This window comes from Mycobacterium sp. D16Q13, from assembly GCF_002013375.1.
GTDB lineage: Bacteria > Actinomycetota > Actinomycetes > Mycobacteriales > Mycobacteriaceae > Mycobacterium.
Genome location: NZ_MAEW01000017.1, coordinates 99,805 through 115,004 on the forward strand (window position 1 = coordinate 99,805; position 15,200 = coordinate 115,004).

Here is a 15,200-nt window from a genome sequence, read left to right on the forward strand (position 1 = left end):
TAGGCTCGGCGGTGATGAGCAACCTCCCTGAGCGGGTTACCGCATCGATGCGGGCCGCAGACGCCGATCGTATGCGCGTCGCACAGCTGTTATCCGACGCTGCCGCGCAGGGTCGGCTGGAGCTCTCTGAGTTCGAGGAGCGCCTCACGAAGGTGTACTCGGCAAATACATACGGTGAGCTTGATCAGCTCAGCGCGGACCTGCCCGCAGTCGCTACTTCTCAAGTTCGCGGTCAAGACAGCAAGCCAGCCCCCTCGACGGTGCTGATGGCAATCATGAGCGGATTTGAACGACGGGGCCGCTGGAACGTACCCGGCAAGCTCACTTCATTCGCGCTGTGGGGTGGCGGCGTGCTGGACCTGCGCTACGCCGACTTCACCTCCAATGAGGTGGAGATCCGCTCCTTCTCCATCATGGGCGGCCAGACGATCCTCTTACCGCCGGAGGTCAACGTCGACGTCAAAGGTGTCGCGGTGATGGGTGGCTTCGATCACTCGGCGAGTGGCCGAGGCGTAGAGGGTGCCCCGCACGTGACGGTCAAGGGGTTCTCGCTGTGGGGTGGCGTGAACGTCAAGCGGAAGCGGCGCAAGCGGCGCGAGTCGCTGGAAGAGCAGTAACAAGATCCAGAGCGCCGAAGCGCCACAGCGCATTCACAACCTGACGGCGCCGGTCGATATCCAGTTCTGCGGCAAGAACCGCGTCAAGATCATTCAGGGTGAACTCCCCGGTAAGCGCTAAGAGTCCGTCAAGGTTCACCGCGCCGCCGAACGCGATATCGCGACCACGGGCCACCAGATGGGTTCGCTCCGCGCCGATGAATGATTGCACCACTCCGGGATAAGCCCAGCCGAATGTGGCACCAACGGGAGGATCGCCGGTACGTAAGGCCGCCACCTTCGGCGCGCGCAGATACCCGGCGGTGCGCTGTTTCGCCGCCGCCAGTTCCATGGTTGTCGCCAATCCGGACATCGCCGCGGGGTCGTGGAGCATCTCCATCACCAGCTGACCGACATCCTCGAAGCTGCGGGGCTCGCCTGCCGCGTCGAGCCGCGCACCGAAGTGATCGATCATCAAGTCCGAGAATGATTTCCGGACGTTGGGCGGAAATAGTGTGATCCCCAGAAACACCGAGGGACCTGCGTTGCGAAAAAGGTGGTAGCGCCCCCGGGGGATGCACACGAAGTCACCCGGACACAGGGTGTAGCGGCTGGCGCCGGGAAGCAGTCGGTCGAAGTCAAATGAGACCTTGCCCAATGACGGGTTCTCGAATAACTGATGTTGGTCCATTCCCTCCGCGGGCCACACCCAGAGTTCCTTGACACCCGGACCCAGGTGGAAGATCAGCGATGGCTCGTCATCCTTGTGAATTCCGAAGGGTGTCCATTCCACATCAGCGATGAAGGTGTAAATATCCGCGCCGGACACCAGGTCTCGATCCGGGACAAGACTGCGCACCACAGCCTGGGCCAACGCGGCAAGACCCAGATCCCATGAGGAGGCGTCGTTGATGGCGACGCATGCCGGACGATCGTCGGCGTTATCGGCGAGCCACTCGGTCAAGGACTGCGCGCCTTTGGGCGCGCTGCGTGAGAGCCGCTCGGTGAGCTTGAAGTCGAACTCGCTGCCCCGGAACGCGCGCAGTCGCAGTCCTTTTCCTTCGGCGGTGGTCGCTGAGGTCACTGCCGCCGCTATCCGATCGGTGATCGCCTTCTGGTCCGGCACCAGCCCGGAAATGAAGACCGTTTCTTCATAGCGAGGGGCCCAGTCCGCGACGAACCGGCGCCAGCGGGGGTCATGGACGAACACTGTTTTCGCCTCCGTGCTTGCGTCCGGGCGTGCGCGGCCTAGGGGACGGCCACGCACGCCCGACGTCCACTCTTAGTGGCTGGCAACCATTTCCGTCGCGGTGACGATTTCATCGTCCTCGACAACGATCTCAACAGCGATATCGCGCATGGCGGTTCCTTTCATTGAACGGTTAACTGCCCAACTCATCAGAAGCACCGTGGTGGCATCCGTCGCATGGAGCCACTGCGGTGGACCACGCCCAGCCCGCAGGCGCCGTCACTAGATCAGTCGTACGGCCGTAGCCAAAAGTTCCCGTGTTCAGCCGATTCACACCGGCGAGAGCTCCCACGCACCACTGCCCGTCAGCTGCAACCGCGACTGGTGATGGCGGTCGATCGTCGACCTGTGCCCCACACTGAACACGACGCTGTCGGGCAGCCGTTCCCGCACCAGCGCATACATCGCGTCCTCCAGCCCCTCATCCAGGGCCGAGGTCGACTCGTCGAGGAACACCACTGTCGGGCGCACCAGCAGCACCCGCACGAAGGACACCCGCTGCTGCTCGCCCAGCGAGAGCACGGCCGCCCAGTCGGCTTCTTCCTCCAACCGCTCGGCCAAATGTCCCAGGGAGACATCACGCAAAGCCTGCGTCAACTTCTCGTCCGAAACTTCCTCCACCGGAAGCGGATACACCACGGTCTCGCGCAGATTGCCCAACGGCAGATACGGCAGCTGCGGCAGGAACAGCGTCGCCCAGCCGTCGGGACGCGCGACCACACCCGTGGCCTGTGGCCACAGCTGTGCCAGGCTGCGCAGCAGGGTCGTCTTCCCGCATCCCGATGGGCCCTTGACGACGACACTGCCACCCGCCGACAGCTCGAGGTTCAGGTCCGCGATCATGTCCAGCCCCTGTAGATCTCGGACATCGACATCGGTGAGGGTCAGGGCGTTGTCCGCGTCGGTCACGTCGATCCTCGGCAGTTCGCGGGCTCGGTGGTCGCTGTCGAGCATCTGGTCGATGCGCATGAGTGCGGCCCGATAGACGGTGAATTCGTCATAGCTGTCCCGGAAGAAGGACATTGCGCCGCAGACACTTCCAAACGCCGCAACGGTCTGCAGCAGGTCCCCCACCTTGATCTGCCCGGTAAAGAATCGTGGCGCCTGCACGATGTAGGGGATCATTCCCGTCGTCACATCGCCGACACCACGATTCCAGCCGTTCAGTCGCAGCTGCGCGAAGACGATCCGCCACATGTTGGCGATGATGTCGGCGAAGCGCGCATGGAGCAGTCCGCGTTCACGCTCGCCGCCACGATAGAACGCCACCCGCTCCGCACTGTCGCGCAGGCGCACCAACGCATAGCGGAAACTCGCACTGAATCGTTCGTTCAAGAAATTCAGCCGTACCAACGGCCGGCCGATCCAGAACGCAAGGACCGTCACGGTGATCGAGAAGACGAAGGCGATGAACACCATGGCGCGCGGGATCTCGACTCCCCACAGCAGCAACGGACCCGAGAGCTGCCACAGCACTCCGGTGAACATCACGATCAAGAGGGTTTTGTTTACCGCGCCGAGCACCAAATCCACCGACTTGGTGGTGTGCGTCTCGATATCGATCTGGATTCGCTGATCCGGGTTCTCTACCGGAGTATCCAGAAAACGGTTGCGGTAGAACGCATCCTTGCTCATCCAGTCGTCGACGAGCCGCGTGTTGAGCCATACCCGCCACCGGATGGCGAGCACTCTCCGCAGGAAGAGATCCACCACCGTGTACGTCACGGTGAGTACTACCAGCACTCCGCTGATCGCGAAGGACGTGAAAAATGCCTGACGCGCGTCCGCCAGCAGTCCGGAGTCATGGGTGACGAGCGCCTCCGAACCAACCTGCAACGCATTCATCAGGTCCTTGTACTGGTACGTGAAGATGACCGTCACGCGCGCCATGTACACGGTGTGCCACATCATGAACGCCACCAACGCCCACGTGCGCCAGGTGTCGCTCCCCCAGAAGAAGGGGGCGTTTACCCGCCAGAACTGTTGCCCCCATTGAGTGAAACGGGCGATCAGAAAGGCCACCGCAAGGAAGACCACCATGGTGATCACCCACGCCTGCAGCGTCCACACCAGCGAGCGCAATGGCTCGCCCGGCCAATCCAAACTGGGCTGAACCATTGGCTCTCCCTCTTAGTGCACCCTAGTGGGCAAAGTGGCGTGCTCCGGTGGTGTACAACGTGATTCCGGCGGCCTTGGCGGCATCGGCCACCAGCTCATCGCGCATCGACCCGCCCGGATGCACGATCGCGCGCACTCCGGCCTCCGTCAGCACCTCCAGGCCGTCGGGGAAGGGGAAGAACGCATCCGAGGCCGCGACCGCACCGGAGACTCGATCCCCACCCCGTGAGACTGCCAATCGCGCGGCGTCGACGCGGTTGACCTGTCCCATGCCGACACCGATAGTGGCGCCACCGGAGGCGACGACGATCGCGTTGGACTTGACGGCCCGCCCGACCTTCCAGGCGAACACCAAGTCCGCCAACGTGTCCTCGTCCGCGGCGGCGCCGGCCACCAGTGTCCAGTTGGCCGGATCGTCACCCTCGGCGTCCAGCGCGTCGCGCTCCTGTACGAGCAGACCACCACTGATGTGTCGCCACTCGGTGCGCCCGGACTGTGACTGCGCCAGGCGCAGCAGACGCACGTTTTTCTTGCGGCTCAGCACCTCCACCGCGCCCTCGGCGTAACCGGGCGCGACGATCACCTCGGTGAAGATGTCGGCGACCCGCTCCGCCATCTCCACGCTCACCTCACGGTTGACGGCTATCACCCCGCCGAAAGCGCTCAACGGATCGCATTCGTGGGCCTTGAGGTGGGCGTCGGCAATCGATATGTCCGACACCGCGATACCGCACGGGTTGGCATGTTTGATGATGGCCGCACAGGCCTTGTCCTGGTCCCACGCGGCACGCCAGGCGGCGTCTGCATCCGTGTAGTTGTTGTACGACATCTCTTTTCCGTGCAGCTGCTCGGCCTGTGCCAATCCGTGCCCGGAGGCACCCGTGTACAGGGCTGCCTGCTGATGCGGGTTCTCGCCATAGCGCAGCACCGCCGAGCGGTTCCATGTCCCGCCGATCCAGGCGGGCAACTCCGCGCCCTCGGGCTCCGCGACAGCCGACAGCCAGCCTGCCACGGCCACGTCATACTCGGCGGTGTGACGGAACGCTCTGGCCGCCAGGACCTTCCGCGCCTCCAGGGTGAACCCCCCGGCACCGACGGCAGCCAGTGCTTCACCGTATGAGGCGGGGTCGACGACCACCGCCACGCTCGGGTGGTTTTTGGCAGCGGCGCGCACCATCGAGGGTCCGCCGATGTCGATTTGTTCGACGCATTCGTCCTCGGTGGCACCCGAGGCCACCGTGGCGGCAAACGGGTACAGGTTGACCACCACCAGTTCGAAGCCCTTGACGCCCAGCTCTTCGAGTTGAGTGAGGTGTTCCTCGCGGCGAGTATCGGCCAAGACACCGGCGTGCACATGCGGATGCAAGGTCTTCACCCGGCCATCCAGTACCTCCGGAAAACCGGTGACCTCTTCCACGGGGGTCACCGGAATTGACGCGGCGGCAATGGTTTTCGCGGTGGATCCGGTGGAAACCAGTTCCACACCGGCGGCGTGCAGCCCACTGGCGAGCTCTTCGAGTCCGGTCTTGTCGTAGACGCTGATCAATGCCCGCCGTACGGGTCGCTGCGTACTCACTTGATGGAGGCCCTTCTTCCGTTCCATGTCAAACCTCTGGTGGCGACCGCGGCCAGCACATCTACCAGCAGCGTCCGTTCCACCACCTTGATGCGTTCATGCAGGCTCGCCTCGTCGTCGTCCCCGTGAACGGGGACGGCTTGCTGCGCGAGGATCGGGCCGGTATCCATCCCGGCATCGACCAGGTGCACCGTGCAGCCGGTGACCTTGACCCCATGCGCCAGGGCTTCGGGCACGGCGTGCGCGCCGGGAAAAGACGGCAGCAGCGCGGGATGAGTGTTGATGACCCGACCCAAGAACTGTGAAAGAAACTGTGGTCCAAGAATCTTCATGAATCCGGCCGATACCACCAGATCGGGCCGGTGCGCGGCGGTGGCCTCGGTGATCGCGGCGTCCCAGTGTTCGCGGGTGTCGTACTCACCGAGCCGCACGGTGTAGCTGGGAAGCTGCGCGCCAGCGGCGATATCGACGGCATCGCATTGCCGGTCGGTGCCCACCGCGACGATCCGAGCGGGGAAGTCACCCGTGGCCGCGTCTAAGAGGGAGCGCAGGAGGGTTCCCGTACCGGAAGCCAGGACCACGACGCGCGCGGGGGCAGACGGCGCAATCTCAACGGCCTGCTGGGGCTCCGATGAGCCGCTTGCGCGAAGAGAATCCGACACCGACACGCCGCTGAGCGTAGCCGGGCTGGTCACGTGGCCGATTCTGGAGGGTCGCTGGAGTCACTCTCGGGGCCGGGCTCCGGATCTGATTCAGGTTCCGGCTCCGACTCCGGTTCCGGCTCGGGTTCAATGTCCGGCTCGGGTTCCAGCGCCGGCTCGGGTGCCGGTTCAGGCACGGATTCGGGTTCCGGCTCCTGCACCGGTTCCGGCCGCGCCCTGGCCGGGAGGCGGGTGGCTCCGCCCAGCATGAACACCGTCAACAGGCCGATGACCAGGAACCAGAAGAACACCCCGGGGCCGAACGTGCCCTGGTCGATCCCGAGGCGTCCGAAGTTCCCCAGCTGTCCTCCGGCGAGCTTGCCGACGATCGCCAGGAATGTTGCCGCCAGAAGCGCCGCCGTGACCACTTTGTGAATCGCGGTGGGCCATGGCACGGGTCGGCGTGCGCATTGCTGGCCGACGGCCACCCCGGACACCGCACCGATGATCATCAGTGCCACCCACGCGGGGCCGAGCGGCGGTGTGGGAACGGCCGCGAGGATCGGCACTGCGGGCAGCTGACCGCCGAATACGGCGAACGCACTGAAGGCCGCGGTGCCCACATGTGCGCTGGATCCGACCGCCAGCGCACATGCACCCAGAATGACGTTGGGCGCATAGAGGAGCGCCAACAGTGTCAAGCTCAGCTGACCTACGAAATCGTTGGTCACCGAGTACAGCTGATCCATCGTCGCCCAGTGCACCACCAGCGACCCCGCCGTCACGGCCGCGGACAGCCCGAACAACGCGAGTACCCCGGCGGCAGCGCCACGGGCGGCCTCCATCGGCCATGACGGCAGCTCTAGGACCACCGCGAGCCGCCTGCCGACCCGCAGTAAAACGCCGGCAATTGCACCGGCCGCGTGAACACCGAGGACAGAACCGAATGCGCGCAAGGCATTTGGTGATTGCAGCTGGGTCAGCACCGTCGATGCGTCATGAATGATCGCCAGCGATATCGCCGTCATGAGGAGCGGGCCGGCTAGCGCCGAGGCGATCACCCACCGGATCACGTACCAGGAAGCGGTGGGTGCGATTGTCGAGGCGACGGTTCGGGCGACACCCCACACCATTGCCGCCGTTGGCAATAGCGGCAGCACCTCGATGACTCGCCCACCGATCGAGATCGGTACCAGGTGGGTGCCCAGCCACATGCTGGCCACCGCACCGAACGTCCCGGTCATGTCGCTGTTGGCAATCACCAACTGCACCAGGACGATTGCCGCAATGATGACCAACGCAACTGCTGACGGGCCAAAGGCAACCGTCAGCAGTGCGCGAGCCTGCGCGGGATTGGCGCGCGAGGTTTGATTCACGCGCCGATCACGGCAGTAAACACCGTCTAGTTGGAGGGACGAGAGGTGCCGAACAGATCGTCACCGCTGGCAGCGGCCGAACCGGCGCTGGCGCCGCCCTGCTGCTCACCACCGGGAGCCTGACCGCTGGCCGCACCAAAGGTGGGGTACTGCTGGGTCGGCTGCGACGACGCGGCCTGCTGAGCCGGCTGTGCCGACGGCGGCGTGAACCCGGTGCTGCTGAAGCCCTGCGGCGGAGTCGGAGGCGCCGACTGCGGCGGCTGCTGGCCGTAGCCGCCGTACGAGGGCGGCCCGGCGGGAGAGGGCTGCTGCTGGCCGTAGCCCTGTGCACCGGCCTGGCCGTAACCCTGAGCGGCCGGCTGACCGAAGCCCTGCTGCTGGCCGTAGCCCTGTGCACCGGCCTGGCCGTAGCCCTGCCCCTGCTTGGGAAGCTGCTGCTGTGGCTGCTGCGGCGGGGTGTAGTACTGGCTCTGCTGCGTCTGGTACTGGCTGCCAAACGGGTTGGTCGCCGGAGAGGCGGTCTTGGCCTTGACGACGCCCACCTCACTGAGCAGGGCGTAGACGGCGGCCGCGGCCTGCAGGCCGGACACCACGGCGAGCGTGATCAGGCCCCACCCGATGCCGACCTCACCGAAGGCGGCCGCGAACGGGTTGCCGAAAAGTCCACCAAGCACGAAGAGGAATCCGACGATCGACAGGATTGCCACGGGAGCCTGCTTGTCATCCTTGCCGGAGAGGAGCGAGACACCCGCGGTCAGACCGGCGATCAGCAGAGCGAACTGCGCGAAGCCGAAGACCGGCGACAAGGCCAGGAGGTCGAATCCGCCGAAGCTTCCCGATGTCCCCGAGCTGGCCTTCCCGGTGTAGAACGGCCCGAAGCCGGCAATGAAGCCGATCAGGCTCAGCACCAAGACACCACCGGGTAGGTAAACCCCCAGCGCGCCCGTGTTGGGCTCAGCCACAAAGGACGGGGTGCCGTACGGGTTGGACGGCTGCGCGGGCTGGTATCCGGGCCCACCGGTCGAATACGTCATTACATCTCCTACATCACGGTTTCGGTCGTGGTCTCGGGGTGGATCGCCTCCACGCTACTGCACCCGGCGCCGGTACGGACGCAGACAAGGCTAGACGCGGCCGAGGCACATCGGTTAGCTCAAAACCGGTACGCGATATTCGCTGTGGGTTTCCTGAGCGTCGGCCGCCTCGATCTCACGGACCAGTGGCAGCACCTTGGCGCCGAAGTATTCGATCTCCTCCTGGAAGTGCAGGAAGCCACCCAGGATCAGGTCCACACCCCGCCGCCGGTAGGCGACAATCCGCTCGGCGATCTGTTCCGGGGTACCGATGAGCTGGGTGCGGAATCCGTCGTTGTATTGCACGAGGTCCTCGAACGAGGAATCCGCCCACATCCCCTTCTTATCGCCGGTGGCCGAACCAGCCTGTTGAACGGCCGCGCGGAAACCCTCAACGGCGGGGCGGTTGGCCTTGGCGACAATCTCCCGTAGCACCTCGCGCGCTTCGGCCTCGGTATCTCTGGCGATGATGAAACCGTTGAGCCCGACGCTGACCTCGCGGCCGACGGTTCGGGCGTGGTCCCGGACCTCCACGATCTGGTCGGTGATACCGGCGAAGTCCTTCCCGTTGGAGAAATACCAGTCGGAGTACAGGCCGCCGTTGCGCCGTGCGGCCGTCGAGTTGCCGCCCTGGAACAGCTCCGGGGTGTGCAGCGGCTTCGGCTTCAGCGTGAAGTCGTGGATCCGATAGAAATCGCCCCGGAAGTCGACGTCATCCTCGGTCCAGATCTTGCGCAACACCTGGAGGAATTCGCCGCTTCGCCGATACCGCTCATCGTGCTCCAACCATGGTTCGCCCAAGTGCGTGAACTCGTCCTTGAACCATCCGGACACCACGTTGACGGCGAAGCGACCGCCCGACAAGTGATCAGCCGTCGCGCCTAGCTTGGCGAGCACACCCGGCTGCCAAAGCCCCGGGTGAACCGCGGCGATCACCTTGAGCCGCTCGGTGGCCAGCAGCAGAGCCAGGGAGAAACTGGTGGATTCGTGTTGATACTCGGCGCCGTAACTGGCCTCGTAGCGCACCTGGGTGAGCGCGTATTCGAAGCCGTTGTTCTCGGCCGCGCGTGCCAGGGCGACGTTGTAGTCGTAACCCCAGTCCGTGCGCTGCTCGATGGTGCTGGTGACCAGCCCGCCGCTGACATTGGGGACCCAGTACGCGAATTTGACGTGGTCGGATATCCGTTCGGTCGTCACGGGGATATGCAAACAGCGAACCCTTTGAGCGGTCATCCGTCTCGCTCACCGTGATCCGTTCCCCCGCGGGTTTGGGCCCCACCCTCGACAACAAAACTGGAACACGTTCTAATTGGTGGATGGACTACGGGCTCGTTCTGTTCACCAGTGACCGCGGCATCTCGCCGGACATCGCCGCCAAGGCGGCCGAGGACGGCGGGTTCAGCACCTTCTACGTTCCCGAACACACGCATATCCCGATCAAGCGCGAGGCCGCGCATCCCGGGACCGGCGGCGCGGAACTACCCGACGACCGCTACATGCGCACCTTGGATCCATGGGTGTCTCTCGGCGCCGCGTGTGCGGTGACCTCAAAGATCCGGCTGGCCACCGCGGTCGCGATCCCCGTCGAGCACGATCCCATTACCCTCGCCAAATCGATTGCCACCCTTGATCACATGAGCGGCGGCCGGGTTACCGTCGGCGTCGGATACGGCTGGAACACTGACGAGCTGGCCGATCACAACGTTCCCGCCGGCCGTCGCCGCACCATGCTGCGCGAGTACATCGAGGCGATGCGCAAGCTCTGGGAGAACGAAGAGGCCAGCTATTCAGGCGAATTCGTCAATTTCGGCCCCAGCTGGGCGTGGCCCAAGACGGTGCAGAAGCATGTGCCGGTGATCGTGGGCGCGGGCGGCACCGAGAAGAACTTCAAGTGGATCGCGAAGAACGCCGACGGCTGGATGTCGACCCCACGCGACGAGGACATCACCGGCAAGATCGTGGCGCTCAAAGAGGAGTGGGCGGCGGCCGGCCGTGCGGGCGACCCACTGATCTACGTGCTGGCGGGCAAGCCGGACCCCGAGCAGCTCGCCGCGTGGCGCGAGCTGGGTGTCACCGAGGCGATCTTCGGGATGCCCGATCGCTCCGAGGACGAGGTGCGGGCATACATCGAACGGCTGTCCGGAAAACTGGCCGCATTCGCCTAACGCACGGAGAACGGCGGCTGAGCCGCGAACCTCTGTTCCACTCGAATGGTTGGCGTCACCCGCGCCACCCAACGACGTAGACGCGATAGCGGATGATCGGGAAACTTATCGTCCCAACGTATTTCGTCGGCGATGTTGTACGGGATGCCCGGTTCGAGATCAGGCGCGTACGGGTGCGGGGGCCACATGCGCGATGACGGATCGCCAACCGCCAGCAGTTCTTCCAGCACGGTCGCCTCGCGCACCCCGGTCACCGGCCCCTCCGCGAACGCTCCGCAGACCATCGCGTACGAATGCGCACGCGGAACGACTATCGATGCCATGAAGGTGAGCCCTTGCGGGGCATCAGCTTTCGGAACCTTCACCACGTACAACAGGCCCGGGAGGGTATCGACGCCAACGATGTAGGCCTCAATGACTCCAGCGCGCCGAGCGAGCACCGTCTCGACGAGCGCACGGCGCACCACGCTCAGATCCTCCAGCGGCACCGACAGGTAGGGACCCCGCGAATCGGATACCCAGAACTGATCGCCGGTCGCCGGGTCGTACCAGCCGTCAACGCTCGGCACCAGCCCGGATGTGTCGAACGAGAGGCCCACGAACCGAGAAGGTAGCCGGTTACCAGGGGCGACGATGCCCCGTCATCCGATTGTTCATGCGTAGGTCACACAATCTCACTGAACGAAACCCGAGATCGCCTGACAGTAGATCCGGCGCCTCCAGAGAGATGAAAGGTGCTACCGGAGGCGCGATTTCGGCCAGAATGCGGCACAACATGGGCGAAACGACAAGGACCCCAACCGGGAATCCGGTCGGGGCCCTTGCGCACGTAACCTGTTACAGGCTCTGCAGGATCTCGCGAGCCAGCTTGGCGGTCTCGGACGGCGTCTTGCCGACCTTCACACCGGCCTCCTCAAGGGCCTCCTTCTTGGCCTGAGCGGTACCCGAGCTGCCGGACACGATGGCACCGGCGTGACCCATGGTCTTGCCCTCGGGGGCCGTGAAGCCCGCGACGTAGCCGACGACAGGCTTGGACACGTTGGCCTTGATGTAGTCGGCCGCACGCTCCTCGGCGTCGCCACCGATCTCACCGATCATCACGATGATCTTGGTCTCCGGGTCCTTCTCGAACGCCTCGATGGCGTCGATGTGGGTGGTGCCGATGACCGGGTCTCCGCCAATGCCGATGGCAGTCGAGAAACCGAAATCGCGCAGCTCGTACATCATCTGGTAGGTCAGCGTGCCGGACTTCGACACCAGGCCGACCGGACCGGTGCCGGTGATGTTGTTCGGCGTGATGCCGACCAGCGCCTCACCGGGGGTGATGATGCCGGGGCAGTTGGGCCCGATGATCCGGGTCTTGTTGCCCTTCTCAAGGTTGTAGGCCCACGCATACGCGCTGTCCTGCACCGGGATTCCCTCGGTGATCACGACCAGCAGCGGGATCTCGGCGTCGATGGCCTCGATGATCGCGTCCTTGGAGAACGCGGGCGGCACGAAGGCGATCGACACGTCGGCGCCGGTCTCCTTGATGGCCTCGGCCACCGAACCGAAGACCGGGAGCTCGACGTCGTTGCCGTCTGCATCCTTGTGCGACACCGTAGTTCCGGCCTTGCGGGCGTTCACGCCGCCCACGACCTGGGTGCCGGCCTTGAGCATCAGTGCGGTGTGCTTGGTGCCCTCACCGCCGGTGATGCCCTGGACGATGACCTTCGAATCCTTGTTCAGAAAGATAGACATTGATTCAAGCTCCCTTACTTGCTCGCCAGCTCGGCGGCCTTGTCGGCACCGGCGTCCATGGTCTCGGCCTGGATGACCAGCGGATGGTTGAACTCGGCCAGGATCGCGCGGCCCTCGTCGACCTTGTTGCCGTCGAGACGGACCACGAGCGGCTTGCTTGCCGTGTCACCGAGAGTCTTCAGGGCGCCGACGATGCCGTTGGCGACAGCGTCACACGCGGTGATGCCACCGAACACGTTCACGAAGACGCTCTTGACCTGCGAATCGCCCAGGATGACGTCGAGACCGGCGGCCATGACCTCGGCCGAGGCGCCACCGCCGATGTCCAGGAAGTTGGCGGGCTTCACGCCGTTGTGGTTCTCGCCGGCGTAGGCGACCACGTCGAGAGTCGACATGACCAGACCCGCGCCGTTGCCGATGATGCCGACCTGGCCGTCAAGCTTGACGTAGTTGAGGTCGTGTTCCTTGGCCTTGAGCTCCAGCGGATCGGTGGAGTCCTTGTCTTCGAACTCGGCGTGGCCGGGCTGGCGGAAGTCGGCATTGCCGTCCAGGGTGACCTTGCCGTCCAGGGCCAGGATCTGATCATCGGGGGTACGCACCAGCGGGTTGACCTCAACCAGGGTGGCGTCCTCACCGACGAACACCTCCCACAGCTTCTGGATGGTTACCGCGGCGGCATCCAGGACTGCGGCGGGCAGCTTGCCCTTCTCGGCGATCTCACGGGCCAGAGCCAGATCGACGCCCTTGACCGCGTCGACCGGCACCTTGGCCAGCGCGTCGGGGTTCTCCTCGGCCGTGACCTCGATCTCCACGCCACCTTCGACCGAACACATGGCCAGGTAGGTGCGGTTAGCGCGATCCAGCAGGAAGGAGATGTAGTACTCCTCGGCGATATCGCTGGCCTCGGCGACGAGGATCTTCTTGACGACATGGCCCTTGATGTCCAGGCCCAAGATGTTCTGTGCGTGTGTAAAAGCGTCATCGGGAGTGGCGGCGTACTTCACACCACCAGCCTTGCCACGTCCACCAACCTTGACCTGCGCCTTGATCATCACCGGCTTACCGATTTCTTCGGCGATCGCCTTGGCATCCTCGGCGGTGGTGGTAACCCGGCCCGGCGTCGTCGGCACGTTGTGCTTAGCGAACAGCTCCTTGGCCTGGTACTCGAAAAGATCCATCTACTAGCCCTCATCTTCGATCGGCACTATTGCACTAGGGACTGTAGCCAAGGCCACAGCGGCGCCCCTCACTACTTCTGAGTAAGTGGCCGAATTCACCACCTGGTCACTCATAGAATTCATCATTTGGCTACCCGCTGGCAGGACTCGAACGCGTCTGTAACCGGTTTCAGTTCGGTCACAGGGGGTCGCCATACGGCCGTGATCTGTGGTGAGGTAGCCCCGGCGAGATTCGGCAACGACGCCGCGGCTTGGGAGCCCTATCAGCGCCTTCGTGACACAAGTCACATTTATATGCGTTTCGGCGCATTGAGTTGCGACTCCCCTTGCCCAACCGTTACCTTCTCTTGGGTTAGATCACGTTTTGGTCACGCCAGGTCGTGACGCCGAACGGAAGACTGGCGAGGTTTTGACACAGCATCGAACGACACGCACGCGTGGTGATCGAAGCGCGGCACCGAGTGAGAACGAGATCACCAACATCGTGCCGATCGACGAGTTCGGCCTGAGTGATGCGCTGGAACGTCCCGAGCTTGAGGATTACGACGTCTACGAGGACGCCCCGGAAGAGGACTCCGAGACGGAGCACCAGGCCGCTCTCGCCCAGATCGAGCAGGACTGGGAAGAGGACACCGACGAAGCCGACCGGATCCGCGCCTCCATCGAGGCCACCGCGGACTGGTTCGCCGCCTCTGCCGCACGCACCAGAGACCCTCGCGACACCCCCACCGACAAGCTGCCCAAGATCAGCAGCGGAGGCGCACACCGCCGCCGCGAGATCGGTCAGGTAGGCAAGACGCGCATCGCCCTGGCAGCCATGGCCGCCGGTGCAGCTGCAGCTGCCGGGTATAGCGCGCTGAGCGAGCACGATGCCGCAGCGGCCGCAGATCGTCACAGCCTCGCGTTGGGCAGCTCCGCAGCGGTGATGGCCGCCCACGGGCCGCAGTTGATCTCCGCGCCACTGGCCACCGACACCTCGATCACCGATGAGCAGCTGGCGAAGGCCACCGCCTTCGCTTCCGAGCGTGCGGACCGCGAGAAGCGTCTGTTGGCTCCGCGCTTCGTGATGCCCGCGAACGGCACCTTCACCTCCGGCTTCGGTTACCGCTGGGGTGCCCTGCACGGCGGCATCGACATCGCCAACAGCATCGGCACTCCGATCGTGGCCGCGGCAGATGGCGTCGTCATCGCGACGGGCCCGACCGCCGGCTACGGCGCCTGGGTCAAGATCCGCCACTCGGACGGCACCGTGACGCTGTACGGCCACATCAACACCTGGGAAGTATCGGTGGGCCAGCGCGTGATGGCAGGTGACCGCATCGCCACCATCGGCAACCGCGGTAACTCGACCGGGCCGCACCTGCACTTCGAGGTGCTGCTGGGTGGATCGCAGCGCATCGACCCGCAGGGCTGGTTGGCCAACAAGGGCATCACCTTCAGCCGCTTCGGCGACTAGTCATAGCCTTCAACGCCGAGTGTGAGCAGCGC

13 protein-coding genes and 1 pseudogene are annotated in these 15,200 nt (G+C 64.6%); 4 read left to right on the forward strand and 10 right to left on the reverse strand.

The features are described 5' to 3' along the window. Positions 1–14: 14 nt before the first annotated feature. Positions 15–617 (forward strand): DUF1707 SHOCT-like domain-containing protein, encoded by a 603-nt coding sequence (locus tag B4400_RS18250; RefSeq protein ID WP_078310308.1) that lies wholly within the window; start codon positions 15–17, stop codon positions 615–617. On the opposite strand, the gene B4400_RS18255 is transcribed toward B4400_RS18250, so the two are convergent. Next, positions 571–1,806 carry a hypothetical protein gene (locus tag B4400_RS18255; RefSeq protein WP_078310312.1) on the reverse strand — a complete coding sequence of 412 codons (1,236 nt, stop codon included), beginning with the start codon at positions 1,804–1,806 and terminating at the stop codon, positions 571–573. The two genes, B4400_RS18250 and B4400_RS18255, sit on opposite strands and share 47 nt — an antisense overlap. A gap of 75 nt (positions 1,807–1,881) precedes the next feature. On the opposite strand from B4400_RS18255, the pseudogene B4400_RS25155 reads away from it, so the two are divergent. Continuing rightward, a pseudogene (locus B4400_RS25155) lies at positions 1,882–2,071 on the forward strand (hypothetical protein). Positions 2,072–2,115: 44 nt separating this feature from the next. Here the strand turns inward: B4400_RS25155 and B4400_RS18265 are convergent. From B4400_RS18265 to sfnG, 6 genes are all read right to left on the reverse strand, one after another. After that, positions 2,116–3,963, reverse strand: a complete 1,848-nt coding sequence (locus B4400_RS18265; protein WP_078310316.1) for an ABC transporter ATP-binding protein/permease — start codon at positions 3,961–3,963, stop codon at positions 2,116–2,118. A gap of 22 nt (positions 3,964–3,985) precedes the next feature. Continuing rightward, positions 3,986–5,566 (reverse strand): bifunctional phosphoribosylaminoimidazolecarboxamide formyltransferase/IMP cyclohydrolase, encoded by a 1,581-nt coding sequence (gene purH / locus B4400_RS18270; RefSeq protein WP_139361472.1) that lies wholly within the window; start codon positions 5,564–5,566, stop codon positions 3,986–3,988. Next, positions 5,536–6,234: a phosphoribosylglycinamide formyltransferase gene (purN, locus tag B4400_RS18275; RefSeq protein ID WP_078310324.1), complete on the reverse strand. Its 699-nt coding sequence runs from the start codon at positions 6,232–6,234 to the stop codon at positions 5,536–5,538. The genes purH and purN overlap by 31 nt, the downstream gene beginning before the upstream one ends. Beyond that, positions 6,231–7,556, reverse strand: a complete 1,326-nt coding sequence (locus B4400_RS18280; protein WP_078310327.1) for a cell division protein PerM — start codon at positions 7,554–7,556, stop codon at positions 6,231–6,233. Before B4400_RS18280 ends, purN begins: the two co-directional genes overlap by 4 nt. Positions 7,557–7,582: 26 nt before the next feature. Then, the gene (locus B4400_RS18285; protein WP_078310331.1) at positions 7,583–8,590 is read right to left on the reverse strand and encodes a DUF5336 domain-containing protein; all 1,008 of its coding nucleotides are present in this window, start codon (positions 8,588–8,590) and stop codon (positions 7,583–7,585) included. A gap of 114 nt (positions 8,591–8,704) precedes the next feature. After that, on the reverse strand, positions 8,705–9,826 hold the full coding sequence (gene sfnG, locus B4400_RS18290; protein ID WP_078310334.1) for a dimethylsulfone monooxygenase SfnG: 1,122 nt from the start codon (positions 9,824–9,826) through the stop codon (positions 8,705–8,707). 119 nt (positions 9,827–9,945) lie between these two features. Here sfnG and B4400_RS18295 point away from each other — a divergent pair, with 119 nt between their 5' ends. After that, positions 9,946–10,794: an LLM class F420-dependent oxidoreductase gene (locus tag B4400_RS18295; protein ID WP_078310337.1), complete on the forward strand. Its 849-nt coding sequence runs from the start codon at positions 9,946–9,948 to the stop codon at positions 10,792–10,794. On the opposite strand, the gene B4400_RS18300 is transcribed toward B4400_RS18295, so the two are convergent. The 3 genes from B4400_RS18300 to sucC all read right to left on the reverse strand — a co-directional run bounded on the left by B4400_RS18300 (position 10,791) and on the right by sucC (position 13,712). Next, complete coding sequence (locus B4400_RS18300) at positions 10,791–11,393, reverse strand: hypothetical protein (RefSeq protein ID WP_078310342.1); 603 nt, start codon at positions 11,391–11,393, stop codon at positions 10,791–10,793. The two genes, B4400_RS18295 and B4400_RS18300, sit on opposite strands and share 4 nt — an antisense overlap. A 238-nt stretch (positions 11,394–11,631) precedes the next feature. Then, a complete protein-coding gene (sucD, locus tag B4400_RS18305) occupies positions 11,632–12,534 on the reverse strand; it encodes a succinate--CoA ligase subunit alpha (RefSeq protein ID WP_078310347.1) in 903 nt (300 codons plus the stop codon). Between the two features lie 14 nt (positions 12,535–12,548). Next, positions 12,549–13,712, reverse strand: a complete 1,164-nt coding sequence (gene sucC / locus B4400_RS18310; protein WP_078290511.1) for an ADP-forming succinate--CoA ligase subunit beta — start codon at positions 13,710–13,712, stop codon at positions 12,549–12,551. Between the two features lie 409 nt (positions 13,713–14,121). Here sucC and B4400_RS18315 point away from each other — a divergent pair, with 409 nt between their 5' ends. Continuing rightward, complete coding sequence (locus B4400_RS18315) at positions 14,122–15,168, forward strand: M23 family metallopeptidase (RefSeq protein WP_078310600.1); 1,047 nt, start codon at positions 14,122–14,124, stop codon at positions 15,166–15,168. Positions 15,169–15,200 lie beyond the last annotated feature (32 nt).